General features: G+C 67.2%; 18 protein-coding genes and 2 tRNA genes. 5 read left to right on the top strand and 15 right to left on the bottom strand.

Features of this window, described 5'->3' with window-relative positions; translation table 11 throughout:
* Positions 1-91 precede the first annotated feature (91 nt).
* From V5A19_RS11625 to V5A19_RS11585, 9 genes are all read right to left on the bottom strand, one after another.
* Positions 92-167: transfer RNA gene (locus tag V5A19_RS11625), tRNA-Met, on the bottom strand.
* Between the two features lie 62 nt (positions 168-229).
* Complete coding sequence (gene ychF / locus V5A19_RS11620) at positions 230-1,321, bottom strand: redox-regulated ATPase YchF (protein WP_332319401.1); 1,092 nt, start codon at positions 1,319-1,321, stop codon at positions 230-232.
* Between the two features lie 35 nt (positions 1,322-1,356).
* Positions 1,357-1,941, bottom strand: coding sequence for an aminoacyl-tRNA hydrolase (pth, locus tag V5A19_RS11615; protein ID WP_332319400.1), 585 nt, complete (start codon positions 1,939-1,941; stop codon positions 1,357-1,359).
* Positions 1,942-1,950: 9 nt separating this feature from the next.
* On the bottom strand, positions 1,951-2,595 hold the full coding sequence (locus V5A19_RS11610) for a 50S ribosomal protein L25/general stress protein Ctc (RefSeq protein WP_332319399.1): 645 nt from the start codon (positions 2,593-2,595) through the stop codon (positions 1,951-1,953).
* A 56-nt stretch (positions 2,596-2,651) separates the two neighbouring features.
* Positions 2,652-3,599 carry a ribose-phosphate pyrophosphokinase gene (locus V5A19_RS11605; protein WP_332319398.1) on the bottom strand — a complete coding sequence of 316 codons (948 nt, stop codon included), beginning with the start codon at positions 3,597-3,599 and terminating at the stop codon, positions 2,652-2,654.
* Positions 3,600-3,707: 108 nt separating this feature from the next.
* Positions 3,708-3,782 (bottom strand) — tRNA-Gln (locus V5A19_RS11600).
* A gap of 26 nt (positions 3,783-3,808) precedes the next feature.
* Positions 3,809-4,729, bottom strand: coding sequence for a 4-(cytidine 5'-diphospho)-2-C-methyl-D-erythritol kinase (gene ispE, locus V5A19_RS11595; protein WP_332319397.1), 921 nt, complete (start codon positions 4,727-4,729; stop codon positions 3,809-3,811).
* Entirely contained in the window at positions 4,726-5,370 is a 645-nt protein-coding gene (gene lolB, locus V5A19_RS11590; protein WP_332319396.1) for a lipoprotein insertase outer membrane protein LolB, read from the bottom strand. The genes ispE and lolB overlap by 4 nt, the downstream gene beginning before the upstream one ends.
* A complete protein-coding gene (locus V5A19_RS11585; RefSeq protein WP_332319395.1) occupies positions 5,367-7,088 on the bottom strand; it encodes a tetratricopeptide repeat protein in 1,722 nt (573 codons plus the stop codon). Before V5A19_RS11585 ends, lolB begins: the two co-directional genes overlap by 4 nt.
* 379 nt (positions 7,089-7,467) lie before the next feature.
* Between V5A19_RS11585 and hemA the strand changes: the two genes are divergently transcribed.
* The 5 genes from hemA to V5A19_RS11560 all read left to right on the top strand — a co-directional run bounded on the left by hemA (position 7,468) and on the right by V5A19_RS11560 (position 12,190).
* The gene (gene hemA, locus V5A19_RS11580) at positions 7,468-8,739 is read left to right on the top strand and encodes a glutamyl-tRNA reductase (protein ID WP_332319394.1); all 1,272 of its coding nucleotides are present in this window, start codon (positions 7,468-7,470) and stop codon (positions 8,737-8,739) included.
* Complete coding sequence (gene prfA / locus V5A19_RS11575) at positions 8,736-9,809, top strand: peptide chain release factor 1 (protein ID WP_332319393.1); 1,074 nt, start codon at positions 8,736-8,738, stop codon at positions 9,807-9,809. Before hemA ends, prfA begins: the two co-directional genes overlap by 4 nt.
* A gap of 4 nt (positions 9,810-9,813) precedes the next feature.
* Positions 9,814-10,683, top strand: a complete 870-nt coding sequence (gene prmC, locus V5A19_RS11570) for a peptide chain release factor N(5)-glutamine methyltransferase (protein WP_332319392.1) — start codon at positions 9,814-9,816, stop codon at positions 10,681-10,683.
* A gap of 362 nt (positions 10,684-11,045) precedes the next feature.
* Positions 11,046-11,831, top strand: coding sequence for a HesA/MoeB/ThiF family protein (locus V5A19_RS11565; RefSeq protein WP_332319391.1), 786 nt, complete (start codon positions 11,046-11,048; stop codon positions 11,829-11,831).
* Positions 11,786-12,190, top strand: a complete 405-nt coding sequence (locus tag V5A19_RS11560) for a M67 family metallopeptidase (RefSeq protein WP_332319390.1) — start codon at positions 11,786-11,788, stop codon at positions 12,188-12,190. Before V5A19_RS11565 ends, V5A19_RS11560 begins: the two co-directional genes overlap by 46 nt.
* A 144-nt stretch (positions 12,191-12,334) precedes the next feature.
* On the opposite strand, the gene slmA is transcribed toward V5A19_RS11560, so the two are convergent.
* The 6 genes from slmA to V5A19_RS11530 form a co-directional block, all read right to left on the bottom strand.
* Entirely contained in the window at positions 12,335-12,919 is a 585-nt protein-coding gene (slmA, locus tag V5A19_RS11555; RefSeq protein ID WP_332319389.1) for a nucleoid occlusion factor SlmA, read from the bottom strand.
* Between the two features lie 35 nt (positions 12,920-12,954).
* Positions 12,955-13,869, bottom strand: a complete 915-nt coding sequence (gene argB, locus V5A19_RS11550; RefSeq protein ID WP_332319388.1) for an acetylglutamate kinase — start codon at positions 13,867-13,869, stop codon at positions 12,955-12,957.
* Positions 13,866-15,188: an ATP-dependent protease ATPase subunit HslU gene (gene hslU, locus V5A19_RS11545; protein ID WP_332319387.1), complete on the bottom strand. Its 1,323-nt coding sequence runs from the start codon at positions 15,186-15,188 to the stop codon at positions 13,866-13,868. Before hslU ends, argB begins: the two co-directional genes overlap by 4 nt.
* Positions 15,181-15,723: an ATP-dependent protease subunit HslV gene (hslV, locus tag V5A19_RS11540; protein WP_332319386.1), complete on the bottom strand. Its 543-nt coding sequence runs from the start codon at positions 15,721-15,723 to the stop codon at positions 15,181-15,183. Before hslV ends, hslU begins: the two co-directional genes overlap by 8 nt.
* Positions 15,724-16,100: 377 nt before the next feature.
* Positions 16,101-17,009, bottom strand: coding sequence for a tyrosine recombinase XerC (locus tag V5A19_RS11535; protein ID WP_332319385.1), 909 nt, complete (start codon positions 17,007-17,009; stop codon positions 16,101-16,103).
* A gap of 212 nt (positions 17,010-17,221) precedes the next feature.
* Positions 17,222-17,941: a DUF484 family protein gene (locus tag V5A19_RS11530; RefSeq protein ID WP_332327817.1), complete on the bottom strand. Its 720-nt coding sequence runs from the start codon at positions 17,939-17,941 to the stop codon at positions 17,222-17,224.
* Between the last annotated feature and the right edge of the window lie 236 nt (positions 17,942-18,177).

The raw sequence follows: 18,177 nt of genomic DNA, 5'->3' as shown, positions 1-18,177 counted from the left end.
GATTCTGGGCCATCAGGCAACCTTAACAAGGTCCTACCTGATGGTCCGATGCCAATCAAAAAAACCGCCCGAAAGGGCGGTGGATTGGGGATGGTGGCGGATCAGGGACTTGAACCCCGGACACACGGATTATGATTCCGTTGCTCTAACCACTGAGCTAATCCGCCATAAGGGAGATCGTATTTTAGGATGGCGCCGCAGCCTGTCAACCACAGGGGCTGAGTGAGTATCAGACGTTGAACCGGAATAGAATGATGTCGCCGTCCTTGACCACGTAGTCCTTGCCCTCCGAGCGCATGCGTCCGGCTTCCTTGGCCCCCTGCTCGCCACCGTAAGCAATGTAATCCTCGAAGGTGATGACCTCAGCACGGATAAAGCCCCGCTCCATGTCGCTGTGGATCTCGCGGGCGGCGCGGGGGGCAGTGGCCCCTTCGGGCACCGTCCAGGCACGCACCTCCTTGGGCCCTGCCGTGAAGAAAGTGATCAGGCCCAACAGCGAGTAGCCGGCGCGGATGACGCGGTTGAGACCGGGCTCTTCCATGCCCAGCTCCGCCAGAAATTCCTCGCGCTCGTCGTCCTCGAGCTCCATGAGCTCGGCCTCGGTGGCGGCGCTGACCACCACCACTTCGCTGTCGGTGAGCTCGGCGTAGTCTTTGACCGCCGCCACGTGCTTGTTGGCCTGTTCCCCGCCTTCCTCGACATTGGCCACGTACAGCACGGGCTTGCCGGTGAGCAGGTGAAAGCCCTTGAGCCGCACCCAGTCATCCTCGGAAAGCTCCATGGTGCGCAGCAAGCCGCCCTCGGCAAGGTTGGCCTGGACTCGCTCCAGCAGGTCGGTCTCGGCCTGGGCCTCCTTGTCGCCACCCTTGGCCGCCTTCCGGCCGCGCGCCAGTGCCTTCTCGGCAGTCTCCAGATCGGCCAGGACGAGCTCGTTCTCGATGGTCTCGATATCCCGGATAGGATCCACCGTACCCCCCACATGGGGGACATTGTCGTCCTCGAAACAACGCACCACGTGGGCGATGGCATCTACCTCGCGGATGTTGGCCAGGAACTGGTTGCCCAGTCCCTCGCCTTCGGAGGCCCCCGCCACCAGCCCGGCGATGTCGACGAACTGGATGGCGGTAGGGGTCACCTCCTTGGGCTGGACCAGACGCGCCAGCTCGTCCAGACGCGGGTCGGGCACGGGCACCACGCCAACGTTGGGCTCGATGGTGCAGAAGGGGTAGTTCTCGGCCTGGATGCCGGCCCGGGTTAGGGCGTTGAACAGGGTGGACTTGCCGACATTGGGCAGGCCCACGATGCCGCACTGGAATCCCATGAATGGTCCGGTTTGCTAGAGATGTGAATCAGGGCTCAGGAGTCCGAGGGGGTTGGGGAATGCAGATCGTTCACCGCTCGCTGCCAGTTGCCGGCGGCTAGGTCGGGCAGCACCTCGGCGGCGCGGTCCATGCCCGCCTCCATGGCTTGGCGCTCCTCGGGGGCCGCCCGGCCGAGCACGTACGGGGTGACCTGGCTGCGGTCCCCGGGATGGCCGATGCCTAAGCGCAGCCGCAGGAAATCCTTGGTGCCCAGCTCTTCCACCAGGTCGCGCAGGCCATTGTGGCCACCATGGCCACCACCGGCCTTGAGGCGGGCGGTTCCGGGCGGCAGGTCGAGCTCGTCGTGCACCACCAGAATGGACTCGGGCTCGATGCCCTTGGCACGGGCGAAGGGGGCAACCGCTCGGCCGCTGTGGTTCATGTAGGTCTGGGGCTTCATTGCCCAGACCAAATGCCCGTCTAGCGGCCATTCGGCTACCTCGGCCTGATAGCGTCGTTGGCCGGACCATTTGATCCCGAGACGGGCCGCCACCCGATCGGCCCAGACGAAGCCGATGTTGTGGCGGGTTCCCCGATACTTGGTACCGGGGTTGCCCAGACCGACCACCAGGCGCACCACGAGCGGTCTCTACTCTTCCTCTTCCTCGCCGGATTCGGCCTCGCCGGCGGTCTCCTCGGCTTCCTCGGCAACGGCGGGCTCGAGCTCGGGCTTGGTGCCAACCACGCTCACTACCGGCTGGTCGGTTTCAGGATCGACGTTGATCTCCACGCCCGCGGGCGCCTTGATATCCGAAAGGTGGAGGGTGTCACCGATCTCCATGGTGCCCACATCCATCTCGAGATAATCGGGGATGTTCTTGGGCAGGCAGGTGACCTCGACATCGTGGATCAGCTGCGACACCGTGCCGCCCTGGATAACGCCCGGGGCGCCCTCCTGGCCGGAGACGTGCACCGGCACGTTGAGGGTCAGCATCTGGTCCGCCTTGACCCGCTGGAAGTCCACATGCATGGCCTTGGGCTTGTGGGGGTGCATCTGAACTTCCCGCACCAAAACATCCTGGCGCTCGTTGAGACCCTCGAGGCTGATCAGGCTAGAGAAGAAGCCTTCATCCTCCATCAGCTGGAGGAGCTCGTTTTCGCCTATTGCCACCATGTGTGGGTCCTTGCTGGCTCCGTAGATATTGGCCGGGACCCAGCCCTCGCGCCGCATGCGGCGGCTAGCGGGGGTGCCCTTCTGGTTGCGCTCGACTGCGGTTAGGGAGTAATCCGCCATGGGTGAATCGCCTCGCGATCGCTTGATTCGTAAGTTCGGTGCGCTGCCGGCCGCCCTTATTCGGGGAACAAAGAGCTAACCGAGTCTTCGTCATTGACCCGGCGGATGGCCTCGGCCAGGAGCTCGGAAACGGACAGCACCCGGATTTTGGTGCTGTTCGCCGCCTTGTCGTTCAGCGGAATGGTGTCGGTCACCAGCATGGTATCTAGCCCTGAGCTCTCGATATTGTCCATGGCCTCGCCCGAGAGCACCGGGTGAGTCACCGCCGCCATCACCGAGCGCGCGCCCTTGTCCTTGAGCGCGGTGGCGGCGCGGCACAGGGTGTTGGCGGTATCCACCATATCGTCGACGATAACGCAGTTGCGATCCTCGACATCGCCGATGATGTGCATCACCTGAGCTTCGTTGGGCCGTGGCCGGCGCTTGTCGATGATGGCCAGCTCGGCATCCAAGCGCTTGGCCAACGCCCGAGCCCGGACCACCCCGCCAACGTCCGGAGAGACAACCACCAGGTTCTCCATCTCCAGTCGGAGCAACTCCCCCAGCAGCACCGGCGAGGCATAGATGTTGTCCACCGGCATATCGAAAAAGCCCTGGATCTGATCAGCGTGCAGATCCATGGTCAGCACCCGGTCGGCACCGGCGGTGGTAATCACGTCCGCCACCAGCTTGGCGGTGATGGGGGTGCGGCCGGTGGCGCGGCGATCCTGGCGGGCATAGCCGTAATAGGGAACCACCGCGGTGATACGAGCCGCCGATGCCCGCTTGAGGGCGTCGAGCATGGCCAGCAACTCCATCAGGTGGTCGTTGGACGGCGAACAAGTGGGCTGGATCACGAATACGTCGCGCCCTCGGACGTTCTCCAGAAATTCCACATACACTTCGCCATCGCTGAACATGCCAACATCCGCCTCGCCCAGGGGCACATTCAGGTGGTGGGCCACATTTTCAGCCAGCGGGCGGTTCGCATTGCCCGAAAACAGGGCCAGATCGCTGTTGGCCATCCAGGGAGGCTCCGTGGTTGATCCGCGCGGTCGGCTTCGGGAGACCGGTAAGGGGGAACGGCACAATGGCCGCAGGGGTTGGCCCTGCGGCCATTGTTTGCGGCCAATTGGCTGGGGCGGCAGGATTCGAACCTGCGAATGCCGGAATCAAAATCCGGTGCCTTACCGCTTGGCCACGCCCCAGTTGCACTCGCTAAAGGCATCGCCCGCTATTCAGCGGCTTCCGGGAAGGCCCAATCGGCCAATGGGTGCCGATTGCAACCGCGCGCCACAGCAGCACCCCAGGCCTCGGGAGCCCGAGCGCGCAGCGCCGCCGCTTCCTCGTAGCTGGCACAGGCGGCGAACAGGCAGGCCCCCGAACCGGTCAACCGGCCCGGGGTTGGCGCGAGGCTTTCCAGCCATTCCCGGATGCGGGCGATATCGGGATGGCGGCGCTCCACCACGGCCACGAAATCATTGTCACAACGCCCGCGAGAAAAGTCCTCTATTGTCACCAGGGGGTGATGGCGTGTCAAGTTCGGGTCACCGAAGGCTTTGCCCGTGTCCACCTGCACGCCCTTGGGCCAAACCACCAGATACCAGGGCTCCGCGATATCCCCAGCCGGGGTCAGCTGCTCCCCCACGCCTTCGGCCCAGGCGGCCCGGCCTCCGATGAACACCGGCACATCGGCGCCGAGCTCGGCGCCCAGGACGGCCAGCTCGTCACGGCCCAGGCCTGCCCCCCACAACCGGTTGAGTACCAGCAACGTGGTAGCCGCATCGCTGCTACCGCCGCCCAGGCCGCCACCCACGGGCAGGTGCTTGTCCACCGCCACGCGAACGCCGCCAGGGTAGCCGGTATGCGCCGCCAGAAGGCGGGCGGCGCGCAGAACCAAGTCCTGGTCGGGCGCGATCCCGGCTACCCCCACGGCCCGTTCGATGAGCTGTTCCTCAAGGGGCTCGAAGCGAAGCCGATCGCCCCAATCCAGAAACTGGAACAGGGTCTGCAGCTCGTGCATGCCGTCGCTGCGGCGACCGGTAATGTGCAAAAAGAGATTGAGCTTGGCGGGGGCCGGTGCCAGCAGGTGCTCGTCACCCTGCCACCCAGGGCCGCTCAGGGGCTCGGTGCCCGCGGCAGGGGCGGCGCTCACGCCTGTTGCCCCGGCCGGCTGCCGTCGGGCCACTGCAAATGCCACTCCTGCACCCGAATGCGTAGCTGCATTTCGTCACGGCTAACAAGCATGGATTGCGGCAGCGACAGTCCATCCACCTGAATATACTCGCTAAAGGTCACCGTCCAGCCATCAGCCGCAAGGTGGCGTGGCCGGCCGTTGGCGTCGAGATCGGCCGGCACGCCCTCGCCACGCCCCAGGCCTAGGGCCCAGTCTGCCAGCCGACCAACGGGAACCCGCCAGCCCAGCCGTTCGCGCAGGACAGTGTGGGCTCGGTCACCGCGGAAAACTCCGCCCTGGGCATCCCGCAACCGAAGCCCCCGGGGTCCGTTGCGCATTTCCAGAATGGTCTGACCGAAGGGGTTACGAACCGCCAGCCGCCCCTCCCTGTCGGAGCGGCTCCAGCGGATGCGGGCCTGCCCGCTCTCGCCCGGCCCCTTGGCCACAACCCGCCCATCCAAACGCCAGCCCACCAGCTTCGACAGCCGATCCACCCGCTCCTTGTAGGCGGCCACGGCTTGGTCCCGGTTGGCTGCCGGCTCTGGGAGCTGGATCCCGGCACAACCTGCCAACAGGATCGGTAAGACAGCCCACCAAAGGTGGGGCAGGGGGGCCCTCACTGGGCCTGCCCCTCGCCCAGGCGACGCCGAAGCTCGCGGCCGAGCTGGGAGCCGACTTCGACCTTTTCCAAGGCCTGCTGCCACACTTGCCGAGCCTCACCGGGCCGATCCCGAGCCTCCAGGACCTCGCCCAAATGGGCGAGGATTTTGGGGTCATCCGGCGTGCGCTTTAGCGCATGCCGGAGATTACGCTCGGCCGCATCCAGTTTTCCCATCCGGTAATAGACCCAGCCCAGGCTGTCCAGAATGTAACCCGCTTCCGGCTCGAGGTCGTTGGCCTTGCGGATGAGCTCCAGAGCCTCATCCAGACGCACACCGCGATCGGCCAAGCTGTAGCCCAGGAAATTGTAGGCCCGGGCCTCATCGGAACGCTGCTCGATTACGCGCCGGATGTCCGCTTCCATGCCCTGGTAGTCACCCCGCTGGTCGCGGATAAGGGCGCGGGTGTAGAGCAGATCCACGTTCTGGGGATGCTTGTCCAGACCCCGGTCGGCCAACTTCTCGGCCGCCTTGACCTGGTCCATCTCGGCCATGATGCGAGCCTCCAGCCGATAATATTCGGGCTCTTCCGGCTGGAAGGCGCGCAGCTGGCGGACCAACTGCAGGGCCCTCTCCAAGTCCTCGGTCTGGACGGCGGCCATGGCCTCGCGCAGGCGGGCCTCCTGGGTGTAACGACCGCTGTGGACCCGGCTGTAATGGGCGGCCGCTCCGGCGTAGTCCTCCTGGGCCTCGGCCACCCGGCCGAGGTGGTAAAGCGCGGCATTGTTACCCGGATCGAGAACCAGCACCCGGCGGAAGGCCTCCGCGGCGTCCACCCACTTCTCCTGATGGAAACGGGCCAAACCGAGCCCCATGAAAACCTCGGCCTCTTCCGGGTGGTCCCCGGCCAGAGTGGTGTAGACCTGCTCCGCTTCGCTCGGGCGGTCCGTAGCAAGCAGACCTTGGGCAAAGCGCAGACGGGGCTGGAAGGCGTCGGGATGACCGGCCAGGAAATCGCGGAGGACCGCCAAACCCTCGTTGGCCGGCAGGGCCTGGGCCAGCTGAACCACGGCCAGCTGCCATTCGGGCCGCAGCTCGCGCGCCCTTCGGAGCGCCTCCACCGCAGCCTGCTGCTGGCGCAGGCGGGTTAAAAAGTGGCCATAGGCCAGGTGGGCTGCGGCATTGTCGGAGTGGGCTTCGCCCGCGCCCCGAAGGGCCTGCATCGCCATTTGGACCCCTCCAGCTTCCGCCAAGCGCTTGCCGGTGCTTAACAGCACCTCTTCGGCACGGGGATGGGCACTGACCAGCCGTGCGACCGCCTCGGCGGCCCCCTCAGCGTCCTCCTGCTGGACCCGAGCGCGGGCCAGGGCAAGCAGTGATTTCGGCTCATCCGGCGCGGCTTTCCGCCAGCGTTTGGCATAGGTGGCCGCCGCCTCCCCATTGTCGGCTTTCAGGGCGGCGTGCACCGCTTCGCCGTACAGCTCGGCCCGGCCTGTTACCTCGGCAGTACGGGCGAACCAGGGAGCGGCCTCGTCGGGATGACCTCCCTGGCGGGCAAGCTGGGCGGCAAGATAGGTGAACAGGGCGTAGCGGTAGGGGGCCTCGGCCTGAGGCCGGGAGGTTTCGGGGGCTGCGGGCGCCGGGGCCTCCTGGCTCGGAGTCGGTGTCTGACAGCCGATGAGGGGGCCGACCAAAAGGCCGAAGGCAATGAAACGGGCTAGCGGGAGTCGCGGACTCACGGGGGCAGTGTCCAATGGCCAGTTAGGGGGACTGGGCGTGGAAGAGGCTTTTGTTTCCCTATAAACCGCGCCCGGCGGGTTGGCGCGGACTGGGTGCCGGCGAGCGCGCTTGCCCTCGCGGCCGGGACGGATCCCATCTGGTGCTGGATTGTCCCACAGAGGTAATAGGGTGTCCAAAGCGGCCCGGCCGGGTCGCTGGCTGCGCTTGAACTTAATCGGTCGATAACGCACTATTTTACGGTTGTCGGGCCCTTTCCTGCGGGCTCGGTCACGGAAACGCATCGGGCGACCGCCTTCCGGTGGCGTTTGAAAGGGTCCGGCAAGGGCGTTTCCGCCGTCGACACGGAGCAGTGCTCGCCGCTGCAAAACAGCGAATTCCATGCATATCCTCGCCATAGGCGTTAACCACAAGACGGCCCCGGTTGATCTCCGGGAGCAGGTCTCCTTCGGGCCGGAATCCCTCCCCGATGCCCTGCTGGACCTCACCCAGCAGCCGGCCGTCCGGGAGGGTGCCATCCTGTCCACCTGCAACCGGACGGAGTGCTATTGCGTCGTCAGCCACCCGGACGCCGGTCGGGAGGCCCTGATCGGCTGGCTTGCCACCTTTCACCAGATCGACCCAGCGGAGCTGCGCCCCCACCTCTACGCCTACACCGACCGCGAGGCGGTCACCCATTTGTTCCGCGTTGCAGGCAGCCTGGACAGCCTGGTGGTGGGCGAGCCCCAGATCCTGGGTCAGCTCAAGGAGGCCTACCGACGGGCCTACAATATCGGCAGCCTGGGCCCTCTGCTCAACCGGGCCTTTCACAACGCCTTCAAGGTGGGCAAACGGGTTCGCAGCGAGACCGACATCGGGGGCCAAGCGGTGTCGGTGAGCTACGCTGCAGTGGAGCTGGCCCGCCGCATATTCGGCGACCTATCCGGGTCCCGGGTGCTTCTGATCGGTGCCGGCGAGACCATCCAGCTGGCAGGGCGGCATCTGCGGGACGCCGGCGTTCCCTCTATCTTCGTCGCCAACCGTACCCGGGAGCGGGCCGAAGAGCTCGCCGGCGAGCTTGAAGGCCATGCGCTGGGGCTGGAGGGCATCGCCGACGCCCTAGGCGAGGCCGACGTGGTGGTTTCCTCCACCGGCGCCCCGGACACGGTGGTAGAAAAGGCCTGGCTCGACGCCGCCCAGAAGAAACGCAAGCGCCAAGCCATGTTCGTGGTGGACCTGGCGGTGCCCCGCGACATCCCTGAAGAAGCCGAGAAAGTCTCCGGGGTCTACCTCTACTCCGTGGACGACTTGGACGCGGTGGTGGAGGAGAACCTCAAGGCCCGCCGCAAGGAGGCCGAGCACGCCGAGGAGATCGTGGAGGGCACCGTGGCCGAGCTCATGAAATGGCTGGCCAATCAAGAGGTAGTGCCCACCATCAAGGCCATGCGGGCCAAGGCCGAGGCCATTCGCGAGCAGGAGCTGGAGAAGACCCGCAAGCGCCTGGGCCATGTCCCCGAGGAGATCGAGACCGCCCTGGACAAGTTCTCCCAGGCTTTGGTCAGCAAGCTCCTCCACGACCCCACCCTGCAACTGCGCGAGATGAGCGAGAACGGCAACGGCGAGGAGCTGATCGAGGCCACCCATCAGCTGTTCCGCCTCGAAGAGGATTCATGAAGGAAGGCATCCGCGAAAAACTGGAGGGGGCGCGCAACCGGCTGGAGGAGCTGTCCCAGCTGCTCTCCGAGCCCTCGCTGATGGAGCACATCGAGCGGTTCCAAGCCCTGTCCAAGGAGTACTCGGACCTGGAACCGGTAGTGAAGACCTTCGGCGAGTACGAGCACTGGCAGGAGATCGCCGAACAGAGCAGAGACCTGCTGGACGATCCGGAGCTGGGCGACATGGCCCGGGCCGAGCTGGACGAGGCCGATGCCAAGATGGCCGAGCTGGAAGACACCTTGCAGCGCCAGCTGCTGCCCGCCGATCCCAACGACGAGAAGAACGTCTTCATCGAGATCCGGGCCGGCGCCGGCGGCGAGGAGGCGGCGCTTTTCGCCGGCGACCTGCTCAAGATGTACACCCAGTACGCCGAATCGCGCGGCTGGAAGCCCGAGGTCATGTCCTCGAGCGAGAGCGAGCGGGGCGGCTTCAAGGAGGTGACTCTCCAGGTCCGCGGCGACAAGGCCTATTCCCGGCTCAAGTTCGAATCCGGCGGCCACCGCGTTCAGCGGGTGCCCGAAACCGAGACCCAGGGCCGCATCCATACCTCGGCCTGCACCGTGGCCGTCATGCCCGAGGCCGAGGAGGTCGAGGTCAACCTCGACCCCAACGATCTGCGGGTGGACATCTTTCGCGCCTCCGGCCCGGGCGGCCAGAGCGTCAACACCACCGATTCGGCGGTGCGCCTGACCCACCTGCCCACGGGCACCGTGGTCTCCTGTCAGGACGAGAAATCGCAGCACAAGAACCGGGACAAGGCCATGAAGGTGATGCAGGCGCGGCTGTACGAGGCCGAGCGCCAGCGCGCCGAGCAGGAACGGGCCGATACCCGGCGCTCGCTGGTGGGTAGTGGCGACCGCTCCGAGCGCATCCGCACCTACAACTTCCCCCAGGGGCGGATCACCGACCACCGCATCAACCTCACCATCTATCAGCTGGACCAAGTCCTGGAGGGCAACCTGGACCTGGTCATCGACCCGCTCATCACCGAGCACCAGGCCGATCAGCTGGCCCAGCTGGAATCTTGAGCCCATGGCCGGCAGCTGGACGGTGCGCGACGTCCTGGACTGGACCGCCGACCACCTGAGCCGGGCCGGAAGCGACACCGGCCGGCTAGATGCCGAGCTGCTGCTGTGCCACGCCCTGGGCGGCATGGAGCGCATCCGGCTTTACATGGACCCCGACCGGCCCCTTTCCCCCGCCGAGCGCGATGCCTACCGCGAGCTGGTGCGGGCCCGGGCCGCCGGCAGTCCCGTGGCCCATCTCCTGGGTGAGCGCGAGTTCTGGTCTCTGCCGCTGAAGACCGGTCCCGAGGCCCTCATCCCGCGTCCGGACACCGAGGCGGTGGTGGAGCAAGCGCTCACCCATCTGGTCGAATCCGAGCCTGTCCGTGTCCTCGACCTGGGCACCGGAACCGGCTGCATCGCGGGCGCCCTCGCCAGCGAACGACCCGAGGCCGGGGTAGAGGCGGTGGAGGCCAGTCCCCAGGCGGCCGCCCTGGCTCGAGCGAACATGGAGCAGCTGGGCCTGGGCGAGCGGGTGACGGTGCTGGACGGGGAGTGGTTCGGTCCCGTGGCCGACCGGACCTGTCACTTGATCGTCGCCAATCCCCCCTACGTCCCCGAGGCCGACCCCCACCTGGAGGCCGGCGACGTCGCCGCCGAGCCCCGCGAGGCCCTAGCCGCCGGCGCCGACGGCCTGGACGCCTATCGCACCATCGTGCCCGAGGCGCCGAACCACCTCGAGCCGGACGGCTGGCTGGTGCTGGAGATCGGCTGGGACCAAGGCGAGACAGTTAAGGCCCTTTTGACCGAGGCCGGGTTCGCCGATGTGGCGGTGCATCGCGACTACGGCGGCCGGGAGCGCATCGTGGAGGGGCGGTGGCCCGGAACCGGCGGGTGAAGACGCATTCCAAGGGCGTGATGCTACCGATATCCCCGGGCACGACTCACACTGCATGCAACCACGGAGGTCACGGAGAACACGGAAACAGGCAGCTGCCTATCCGCCGCATTCAGGGAGGGTGCTTGTGGGCGGGGCTACCAGCCCCGACTGGGATCGGAGGCCCTTTCTGTCGCGGCCAATGGCCGCTCCCACAGGACCCCGGACCCAATTCCGACATTCTTCCAGAACGAACCGGATAGCCAATAAAAGGCAAGATGGCGGGAAAAGGCAAATGCCGCTGAATGTTGGACTTTGGTAAAGCCGCTTCCTGTCTTCCTCCGTGCTCTCCGTGGTTAAAAGCCCCGCTGGAAGGGCCTTTCATGGCCGAGCTCACCGACGATCAGCTCAACCGCTACGGCCGCCAGATCCTGCTGCCGCGCATCGGGGTGGCGGGCCAGCAGCGCCTGCTGGGGAGCCGCGTCCTGCTGATCGGTGCCGGCGGCCTGGGCGCCCCGGCGGCGCTGTACCTGGCCGGGGCCGGGGTAGGGGAGCTGACCATCGCCGATGCCGATGCGGTGGACGTCACCAACCTCCATCGCCAGGTGATCCACGACGAATCCCGGGTGGGCTGGAACAAGGCCGAATCGGCGGCGGCCGCGCTGTACCGGCTCAATCCCGAGGTGCGGGTAACCCCCGTGCCTGCCCGCCTCGAGGGCGAGGACCTGGACGAGGCCGTGGCCGAAGCCGATCTGGTGGTGGACGGCAGCGACAACTTCGCCACCCGCTACGCCGCCAATGCCGCCTGCCTGCGGGCCCGCACGCCCCTGGTGACCGGCGCAGTAATCCGCATGGAGGGCCAGGTCATGACCCTGCCCTTCGACCGCCCTGATTTCGGCGCCTGCTACCGCTGCACCTACCGCGAGGCCCCGGATGCGGACGACACCGAGCGCTGCTCGGTAACCGGCGTGCTCGGTCCCGCCGCCGGCCTGATCGGCACCGCCCTGGCCATCGAGGCAGTCAAGCGCCTGGCCGGCATTGACGAGGGCCTGGCCGGCCGCCTGCTTCTCATGGACGCCCTGACCATGGACTTCCGCACCATCGGACTGGCCCGGGACCCCCAATGCCCGGCGTGCTCCGCCTTCCAGCCCGCCTCCACCGAGAGCTGATCGGCGCGGCCGCGGCCTCCCCGGATGAGGAGGTTTGCGGCCTGCTCGGCGGCCGCGATGGCCGAGCCGACGAGCAGCTTCCGGTCCCCAACGCCGTCCATCGCCCCGACGCCTTCGACATGGCCCCGGCCGAGCTCATTGCTGCCATGCGCCACCTGCGGGAGACGGGCCAAGAGCTGGTGGCCATCTACCACTCCCACCCCTGCAGCCCCCCCTATCCCAGCGCCACCGACATCGCCGCGAACCAGTATCCGGAAGTGGTCCACCTGATTATTGGGCGGGAAGGGGGGGAGTGGCGGGTGCGGGCGTTTTGGTTGGACGGGGAGATTGAAGAGGTGGGGATCCGGATTACGAATTGAGTGTTCAGTGTTGAGTGTTCAGTAAGAAGAGGATGGGGGAGGAGACAGGTTTTGCAATCGGCAGGGAGGAGCCCGGCGACCTGCCAGTGAACAAAAACCTCCAAACGGCGCCTTTGGCCGTTAACTGAACACTGAACACTTGCCTTACTGGAACAACCCCGCCTGGATGATCGCCCACTGCGCCGGCCACTGCTCGGTGGGATCGTTGCGGAAGTTCGAGCGCGAATACTGATTGATTCGGCCGTGGACCACCGCCACCAGCAGGTTGGCACCGGCAAGGGCATCGGTGTCGGCGGAAAGGCGGGACTGGACGCGGGCCTGCTTGAGCAGCTGCTTGAGCTGGGTCTCCAACCGCTCCATGAGCTGGTTGACCCGGGTTTTGAGGGCGTCGGACTCGCCCTGGACCGATTCACCGAGCATGAGCCGGGCGAGGCCGGGATTCTTGGCGGCGAAGCCCAGCCACAGGCGCAGGATCTGCTCACACTGGTCGTCCGGGGCCTCCTCCGATTCGAGGATGCGGTTCACCCGGGAGAACAGGCTTTCCTCGATGAACTCAACCAAGGCCTCGAACATCTGGCCCTTGGAGCCGAAGTGGCGATACAGCGCGGCCTCTGAAACCCCTACCTCATCGGCCAGGGCGGCCGTGGTGACACGGCCCTCGGTGTTGGACTCCAGCATGCGCGCCAGCGCCTGCAGGATCTCGTCCCGCCGTTGCCCTTTTTTCGCCACCGCTTGCCCCCTCGAAGGTTTCATGGACCGTCAGGTCATTCGATCCCGGGCGCCTCGCCACGGATCAACGTGCCCACCCCGGCGTCGGTGAACACCTCAAGCAGCAGGGCGTGGTCCACCCGGCCGTCGATGATGTGGGCGCTGTGGACGCCACCGGCCACGGTGTCCAGGCAGCACTGGACCTTGGGCAGCATACCCCCGGCAATGGTGCCATCGTCGATGTAGGCGTCCACCTGCTCCCGGTTCAGGCCCGTTAGCAGGTTCCCCTTCCCGTCCTCGATGCCGGGCACGTCGGTGAGCAGCACCAGCTTCTCGGCGCCCAGCTCCTCCGCCAGCCGGCCCGCCACCAGGTCGGCGTTGATGTTGTAGGTCTCGCCCTCGGGGCCGGTGCCGACGGGGGCGATCACCGGGATGAAGCTGCCGGTGTCCAGGGTCTGGACCACCGAGGGGTCGATGGCCTCCACCTCGCCCACCAGACCCACGTCCAGGATCTCGGGGGCGTCGGCCCCGGGGTCCTCGCGGGTCACCTGCAGCTTGCGCGCCGAGATCAGGCCGCCGTCTTTCCCGGACAGCCCCACGGCCTTGCCGCCGTGGCGGTTAAGCAGGTGGACGATCTCCTTGTTGACCCGGCCGCCGAGCACCATCTCCACCACCTCCATGGTGTCGGCATCGGTGACCCTTTGGCCGGCCACGAACTCGGTCTCGCGCCCCATCTCCTCCAGGGTCTTGCCGATCTGGGGGCCACCGCCATGGACGATAACCGGGTTCATGCCCACCAGCTTCATGAGGGCCACATCCCGGGCGAAGCTCTCCTTGAGCCCCTCGTCCACCATGGCGTTGCCGCCGTACTTGATGACGATGGTGGAGCCGTGGAAGCGGCGGATATAGGGCAGGGCCTCGTTGAGGATGTGGGCCGTATCGGCGGGCGTGTATCCGGTTTGCTCACTCATAGGATGTAGCGGGACAGGTCCTCGTCGGTGACCAGATCGCCGATGTGGTCGTTGACGTAGTTGGCGTCGATGGTCAGGGTCTCGCCGCTGCGCTCGGCGGCATCGAAGGAGACCTCCTCCAGCAGCCGCTCCATGACCGTGTGCAGGCGCCGGGCGCCGATGTTCTCGGTGCGCTCGTTGACCTCGAAGGCCGCCTCGGCGATGCGCCGCAGGCCATCCTCGGTGAACTCGAGGCCCACACCCTCGGCCTCGAGCAGGGCGGTGTGCTGCCGGGTTAGCGCCGCCTGGGGCTCGGTTAGGATGCGCACGAAGTCCTCCGTGCCCAGGGCGTCCAGCTCCACCCGGATGGGCAGGCGACCCTGGAGCTCGGGGATGAGGTCGCTCGGCTTGGAAAAGTGGAAGGCCCCGGAGCCGATGAACAGGATGTGGTCAGTGTCCACCATGCCGTGCTTGGTGGATACGGTGGAGCCCTCCACCAGCGGCAGGAGGTCGCGCTGCACGCCCTCCCGGGAGACGTCCGGGCTGCCGCCGCCGGAACCTTGGCTGGAGCCGGCGACCTTGTCCAGCTCGTCGATGAACAGGATGCCGTGGTTGGCCACCCGCTTGAGGGCACGCTCCCGGACATCCTCCTCGTCCACCAGCTTGGCCGCCTCCTGATCGGCGAGGATCTGGAAGGCCTCCTTGACCGTCACCTTGCGGGTCTTGGTGCGGCCGCCGCCCATGCCCTGGAGCATCTCCTGGAGCTGGGAGCCCATCTCCTCCATGCCCTGGGGCACCATCATCTGGTACTTGGAGCCGCTTTCTGCCACCTCGATCTCCACCTCGCGCTCATCGAGCTGGCCCTCGCGCAGCATCTTGCGGAACTTCTGGCGGGTGTCGGTCTCCTTGGCGTCGCCCTCCTCACGCGACGGCAGGAGGATGTCGAGCAGCTGCTCCTCGGCGGCGTCCTCGGCGCGGCGGCGCACATCGGCCTTGGCCTCGTCGCGCACCATCTGCACCGCCTGCTCGGTGAGGTCGCGCACCATGGACTCGACGTCGCGGCCGGTGTAGCCCACCTCGGTGAACTTGGTGGCCTCCACCTTCAGAAACGGCGCATTGGCCAGGGTGGCCAGACGCCGCGCGATCTCGGTCTTACCTACCCCGGTGGGGCCGATCATGAGGATGTTCTTGGGCGTGACCTCTTGCGCCAACTCGGCGTCCAGGCGGTTGCGCCGCCACCGGTTGCGCAGGGCCACGGCTACCGCGCGCTTGGCGTCGCGCTGGCCGACGATGAATTTGTCCAGTTCGCGGACGATCTCCGGCGGGGTCAATTCAGTCACCTTCGAGGACCTCCACCGTGCGGTTGGCGTTAGTGTAGATGCAGATCTCGGCGGCGATGTTGAGGCCCTGGTCGACCACCTCGGTGGGGCCCATGTCGGTGTGCTCGGACAGCGCCCGGGCCGCCGCCTGGGCGTAGGGCCCGCCGCTGCCGATGGCGATGAGCCCGCCCTCGGGCTCGATGACGTCGCCATTGCCGGACAGGATCAGCGACACCTCGGCGTCCGCCACCGCCAGCAGGGCCTCCAGCCGGCGCAGGGCGCGGTCGGTGCGCCAGTCCTTGGCCAGCTCCACCGCGGCGCGCTTGAGGTTGCCGCGGTGGGCGTCGAGCTTGCCCTCGAAGCGCTCGAACAGGGTGAAGGCGTCGGCCGTGGAGCCGGCGAACCCGGCCAGGACGCGCTCGTGGTACATGCGCCGGACCTTGACCGCGTTGCCCTTCATGACGGTATCGCCCAGGGTCACCTGGCCGTCGCCGCCCATGGCCACCTTGTGGCCCCGGCGCACGGACAGGATGGTGGTGCCGTCGAAATCGGCCATCGTGCGTCTTTCTGCGTGGGTGAGGGTGTTCGAAACGGTGCCGTCCGTTCCAGGCTAATCGGGGGAACCTGTAGGAGCGGTCACCGACCGCGACCATTCCAGGCCCCTTGCGATCGCTGACCGCGCTACAGTGCCGATCTTGGGCCGGGCAGATCGCCGAGCCGGGGTAAACCGGCGGCTTTCCGAAAATTGGCTGTCCGGTTCGGTCAGGGAGCAGGCCGGAATTCGGTTCGAGTCCTGTGGGAGCGGCCATTGGCCGCGACAGAAAGGGCCTACAATCCGTGTCGGGGCTGATAGCCCCTCCCACAAGCACCATCCCTGAATAAGGCGCATAGCCAACTTCCGGAAAGCCATTATAGCCCCTCCGCCGCCGCGGGTCAGTCCTCACTTTCGCCGTCGGACACTTCGACATCGTCGCCCCGGCGGCGGGCGCGGGGGTGGGCGCGGTCGTAGACGGCGGCGAGGTGCTGGACATCCAGGTGGGTGTAGACCTGCGTGGTGCCCAGGTTGGCGTGGCCGAGCAGCTCCTGGACCGCGCGCAGGTCCCCGGAGCTCTCCAGCAGGTGGCTGGCGCAGCTGTGGCGCAGGGTGTGGGGCGAGGCCGCGCCCCCGGAGAGCCGGCGCACCCGGTCCTGCATGGTCCGCACCGACATGCGCCGGCCGCGGCGGGTGACGAAAAGCGCGGCCTCGCCCTCGGCGGCGTGCTCGGCGCGGGCCGGCAGGTAGGCCGCCAAAGCCTCCAGGGCCTTGCCCCCCACCGGCACCACCCGGGTCTTGCGGCCCTTGCCAATGACTCGGGCCTCGCCGGCGGTGCGGTCCACGCCGCTGAGGTCCAGCCCGGCCGCCTCGGAAACGCGCAGGCCGGAGGAGTACAGCAGCTCCAGCAGGGCGCGGTCGCGCAGCACCTCCAAGCCCTCCGCCGGGCCCCCCGCCATCAAGGCCTGGGCCTGCTCGGGGGCCAGGGTGCGCGGCAGGGGCCGGCCCTGTTTCGGCGCGGGCACCTGCTCGGCCGGGTTGGCGGTCACCTGGCGCTCGCGGAGGAGATAGGCGTAGAAGGTGCGCAGCGCCGACAGGCTGCGGTGGATGCTGGGCGGCGACAGGCCCCGGCGGTGGAGGTGGCCGACGAAGCCGCGCACCTGCTGACGGCCGGCGGCCTCCAGGGAGACGCCTTCCAGGTAGGCCCGGAAGGCCTCCAGGTCACGGCGGTAGCCAGCCACGGTGCGGGGCGACAGGCCGCGCTCCTCGATCAGGTGGGCCGCGAAGGCCTCCAGCCAGGATTCGGTCAACGCTGCCTCTGGGTAGTGAGGGGGAAGGGGCGAGGCATGAGGAGAAAAGGCAACGGCACTATCCGCAGATGCCACAGATAAACGCAGATGAAGGCGCAACCCAACCAAAGGGCCCCGCCGTTGGTTTTATCTGCGGCCATCTGCGCCATCTGCGGATAACGCTTTTGACGGTGCCGTTGCTCCTCACGCCTCACTCCTCACGCCTAACCCCGTCAATCCCGGGCATACCGCGCCAGCAACGCCTCGGCCAGCTCCGCCAGCCGCTCCAGATAGGCGGTGCCCATGCCGGACGTGTAGCGATCGGCCTCGCTGCTGCCAAGGCCTAAGAGACCGAAGAGCTGGGTGCCGTCGCGCAACGGGACCAGGGCCTGAGAGCGCACCGCTTCGCCGGTTTCCCCGTAGAGCCCGGTCACCCCCTCGGGATCCTCCGGGGGGCCGAGGATCACCTTGCTTGAGGCCACGAAGCGCTTCTGCACCCACAGCTGCGGCGCCAGGAAACGCTCGTCCAGGTTGGGGGCGAACCATTCGCGCGCCATGCGCAGGCCCACTGCCTCCACCCGGAAGTTCTGCCGCACCCCCTCGAGGAGGGCGTGGACCAGCTCGTGGCCGTCATCGCAGCCAAGCAGCTCCACCGTGAGGCGGTGCAACTGACGGGCCAAGCGGTCGTTCTCCCGGGCCGTCTCCACCAGCTTCTCCAGCTCGCTTTTCAGCTCGCCGAGGCGGCGTTCCAGGCGGCGGTTCCGGGCGTGTTCCAGGGCCACCACGCTGGCCTCCTCGCCGGGGGCCAGCTCCAGCTCCTCCAGCAGGTCCGGGTAGTCCCGAAAAAGGGTGGGGTTCTCGCGCAGCAAGGCGCGAAGGTGGCCGACGTGGTCGGATTGATCGGTTTGTTGCGCCATACCGTGCTTGGTGCCCGGAACGGGCGCGCTTGTCAAGGCCGGCTCGGGGTAGCGGTGGGTTTGCGCGCGCGGGGTGGTCTTGCCAGAATTGGCGTCTTGACAGGCAGGCCCCCGCTGCCTAGGTTTTGCTGGCTTCCCCCAAATCCCGCGCTCCCCGGCGCCCCGCCCGGACCCCGGGACCGGAAAAACCAAGCGGCACCCCATGGCGATCGAAGACCTCCAGACCCTGCTGGCCGACGACCTCGCGGCCGTGGACCGGGCCATCCACGAGC

The sequence above is a fragment of the Thiohalorhabdus sp. genome, from assembly GCF_036628635.1.
Classification (GTDB): Bacteria; Pseudomonadota; Gammaproteobacteria; order Thiohalorhabdales; family Thiohalorhabdaceae; genus Thiohalorhabdus.
This window is presented reverse-complemented; position numbering and strand designations above follow the sequence as displayed.

Excerpts from the sequence above, each read along its gene's own strand:
- ychF (WP_332319401.1), bottom strand. The coding sequence starts at position 1,321 with ATGGGATTCCAGTGCGGCATCGTGGGCCTGCCCAATGTCGGCAAGTCC.
- V5A19_RS11610 (WP_332319399.1), bottom strand. The coding sequence starts at position 2,595 with ATGGCGGATTACTCCCTAACCGCAGTCGAGCGCAACCAGAAGGGCACC.
- V5A19_RS11605 (WP_332319398.1), bottom strand. The coding sequence starts at position 3,599 with ATGGCCAACAGCGATCTGGCCCTGTTTTCGGGCAATGCGAACCGCCCG.
- hemA (WP_332319394.1), top strand. The coding sequence starts at position 7,468 with ATGCATATCCTCGCCATAGGCGTTAACCACAAGACGGCCCCGGTTGAT.
- prfA (WP_332319393.1), top strand. The coding sequence starts at position 8,736 with ATGAAGGAAGGCATCCGCGAAAAACTGGAGGGGGCGCGCAACCGGCTG.
- prmC (WP_332319392.1), top strand. The coding sequence starts at position 9,814 with ATGGCCGGCAGCTGGACGGTGCGCGACGTCCTGGACTGGACCGCCGAC.
- V5A19_RS11565 (WP_332319391.1), top strand. The coding sequence starts at position 11,046 with ATGGCCGAGCTCACCGACGATCAGCTCAACCGCTACGGCCGCCAGATC.
- V5A19_RS11560 (WP_332319390.1), top strand. The coding sequence starts at position 11,786 with ATGCCCGGCGTGCTCCGCCTTCCAGCCCGCCTCCACCGAGAGCTGATC.
- argB (WP_332319388.1), bottom strand. The coding sequence starts at position 13,869 with ATGAGTGAGCAAACCGGATACACGCCCGCCGATACGGCCCACATCCTC.
- hslV (WP_332319386.1), bottom strand. The coding sequence starts at position 15,723 with ATGGCCGATTTCGACGGCACCACCATCCTGTCCGTGCGCCGGGGCCAC.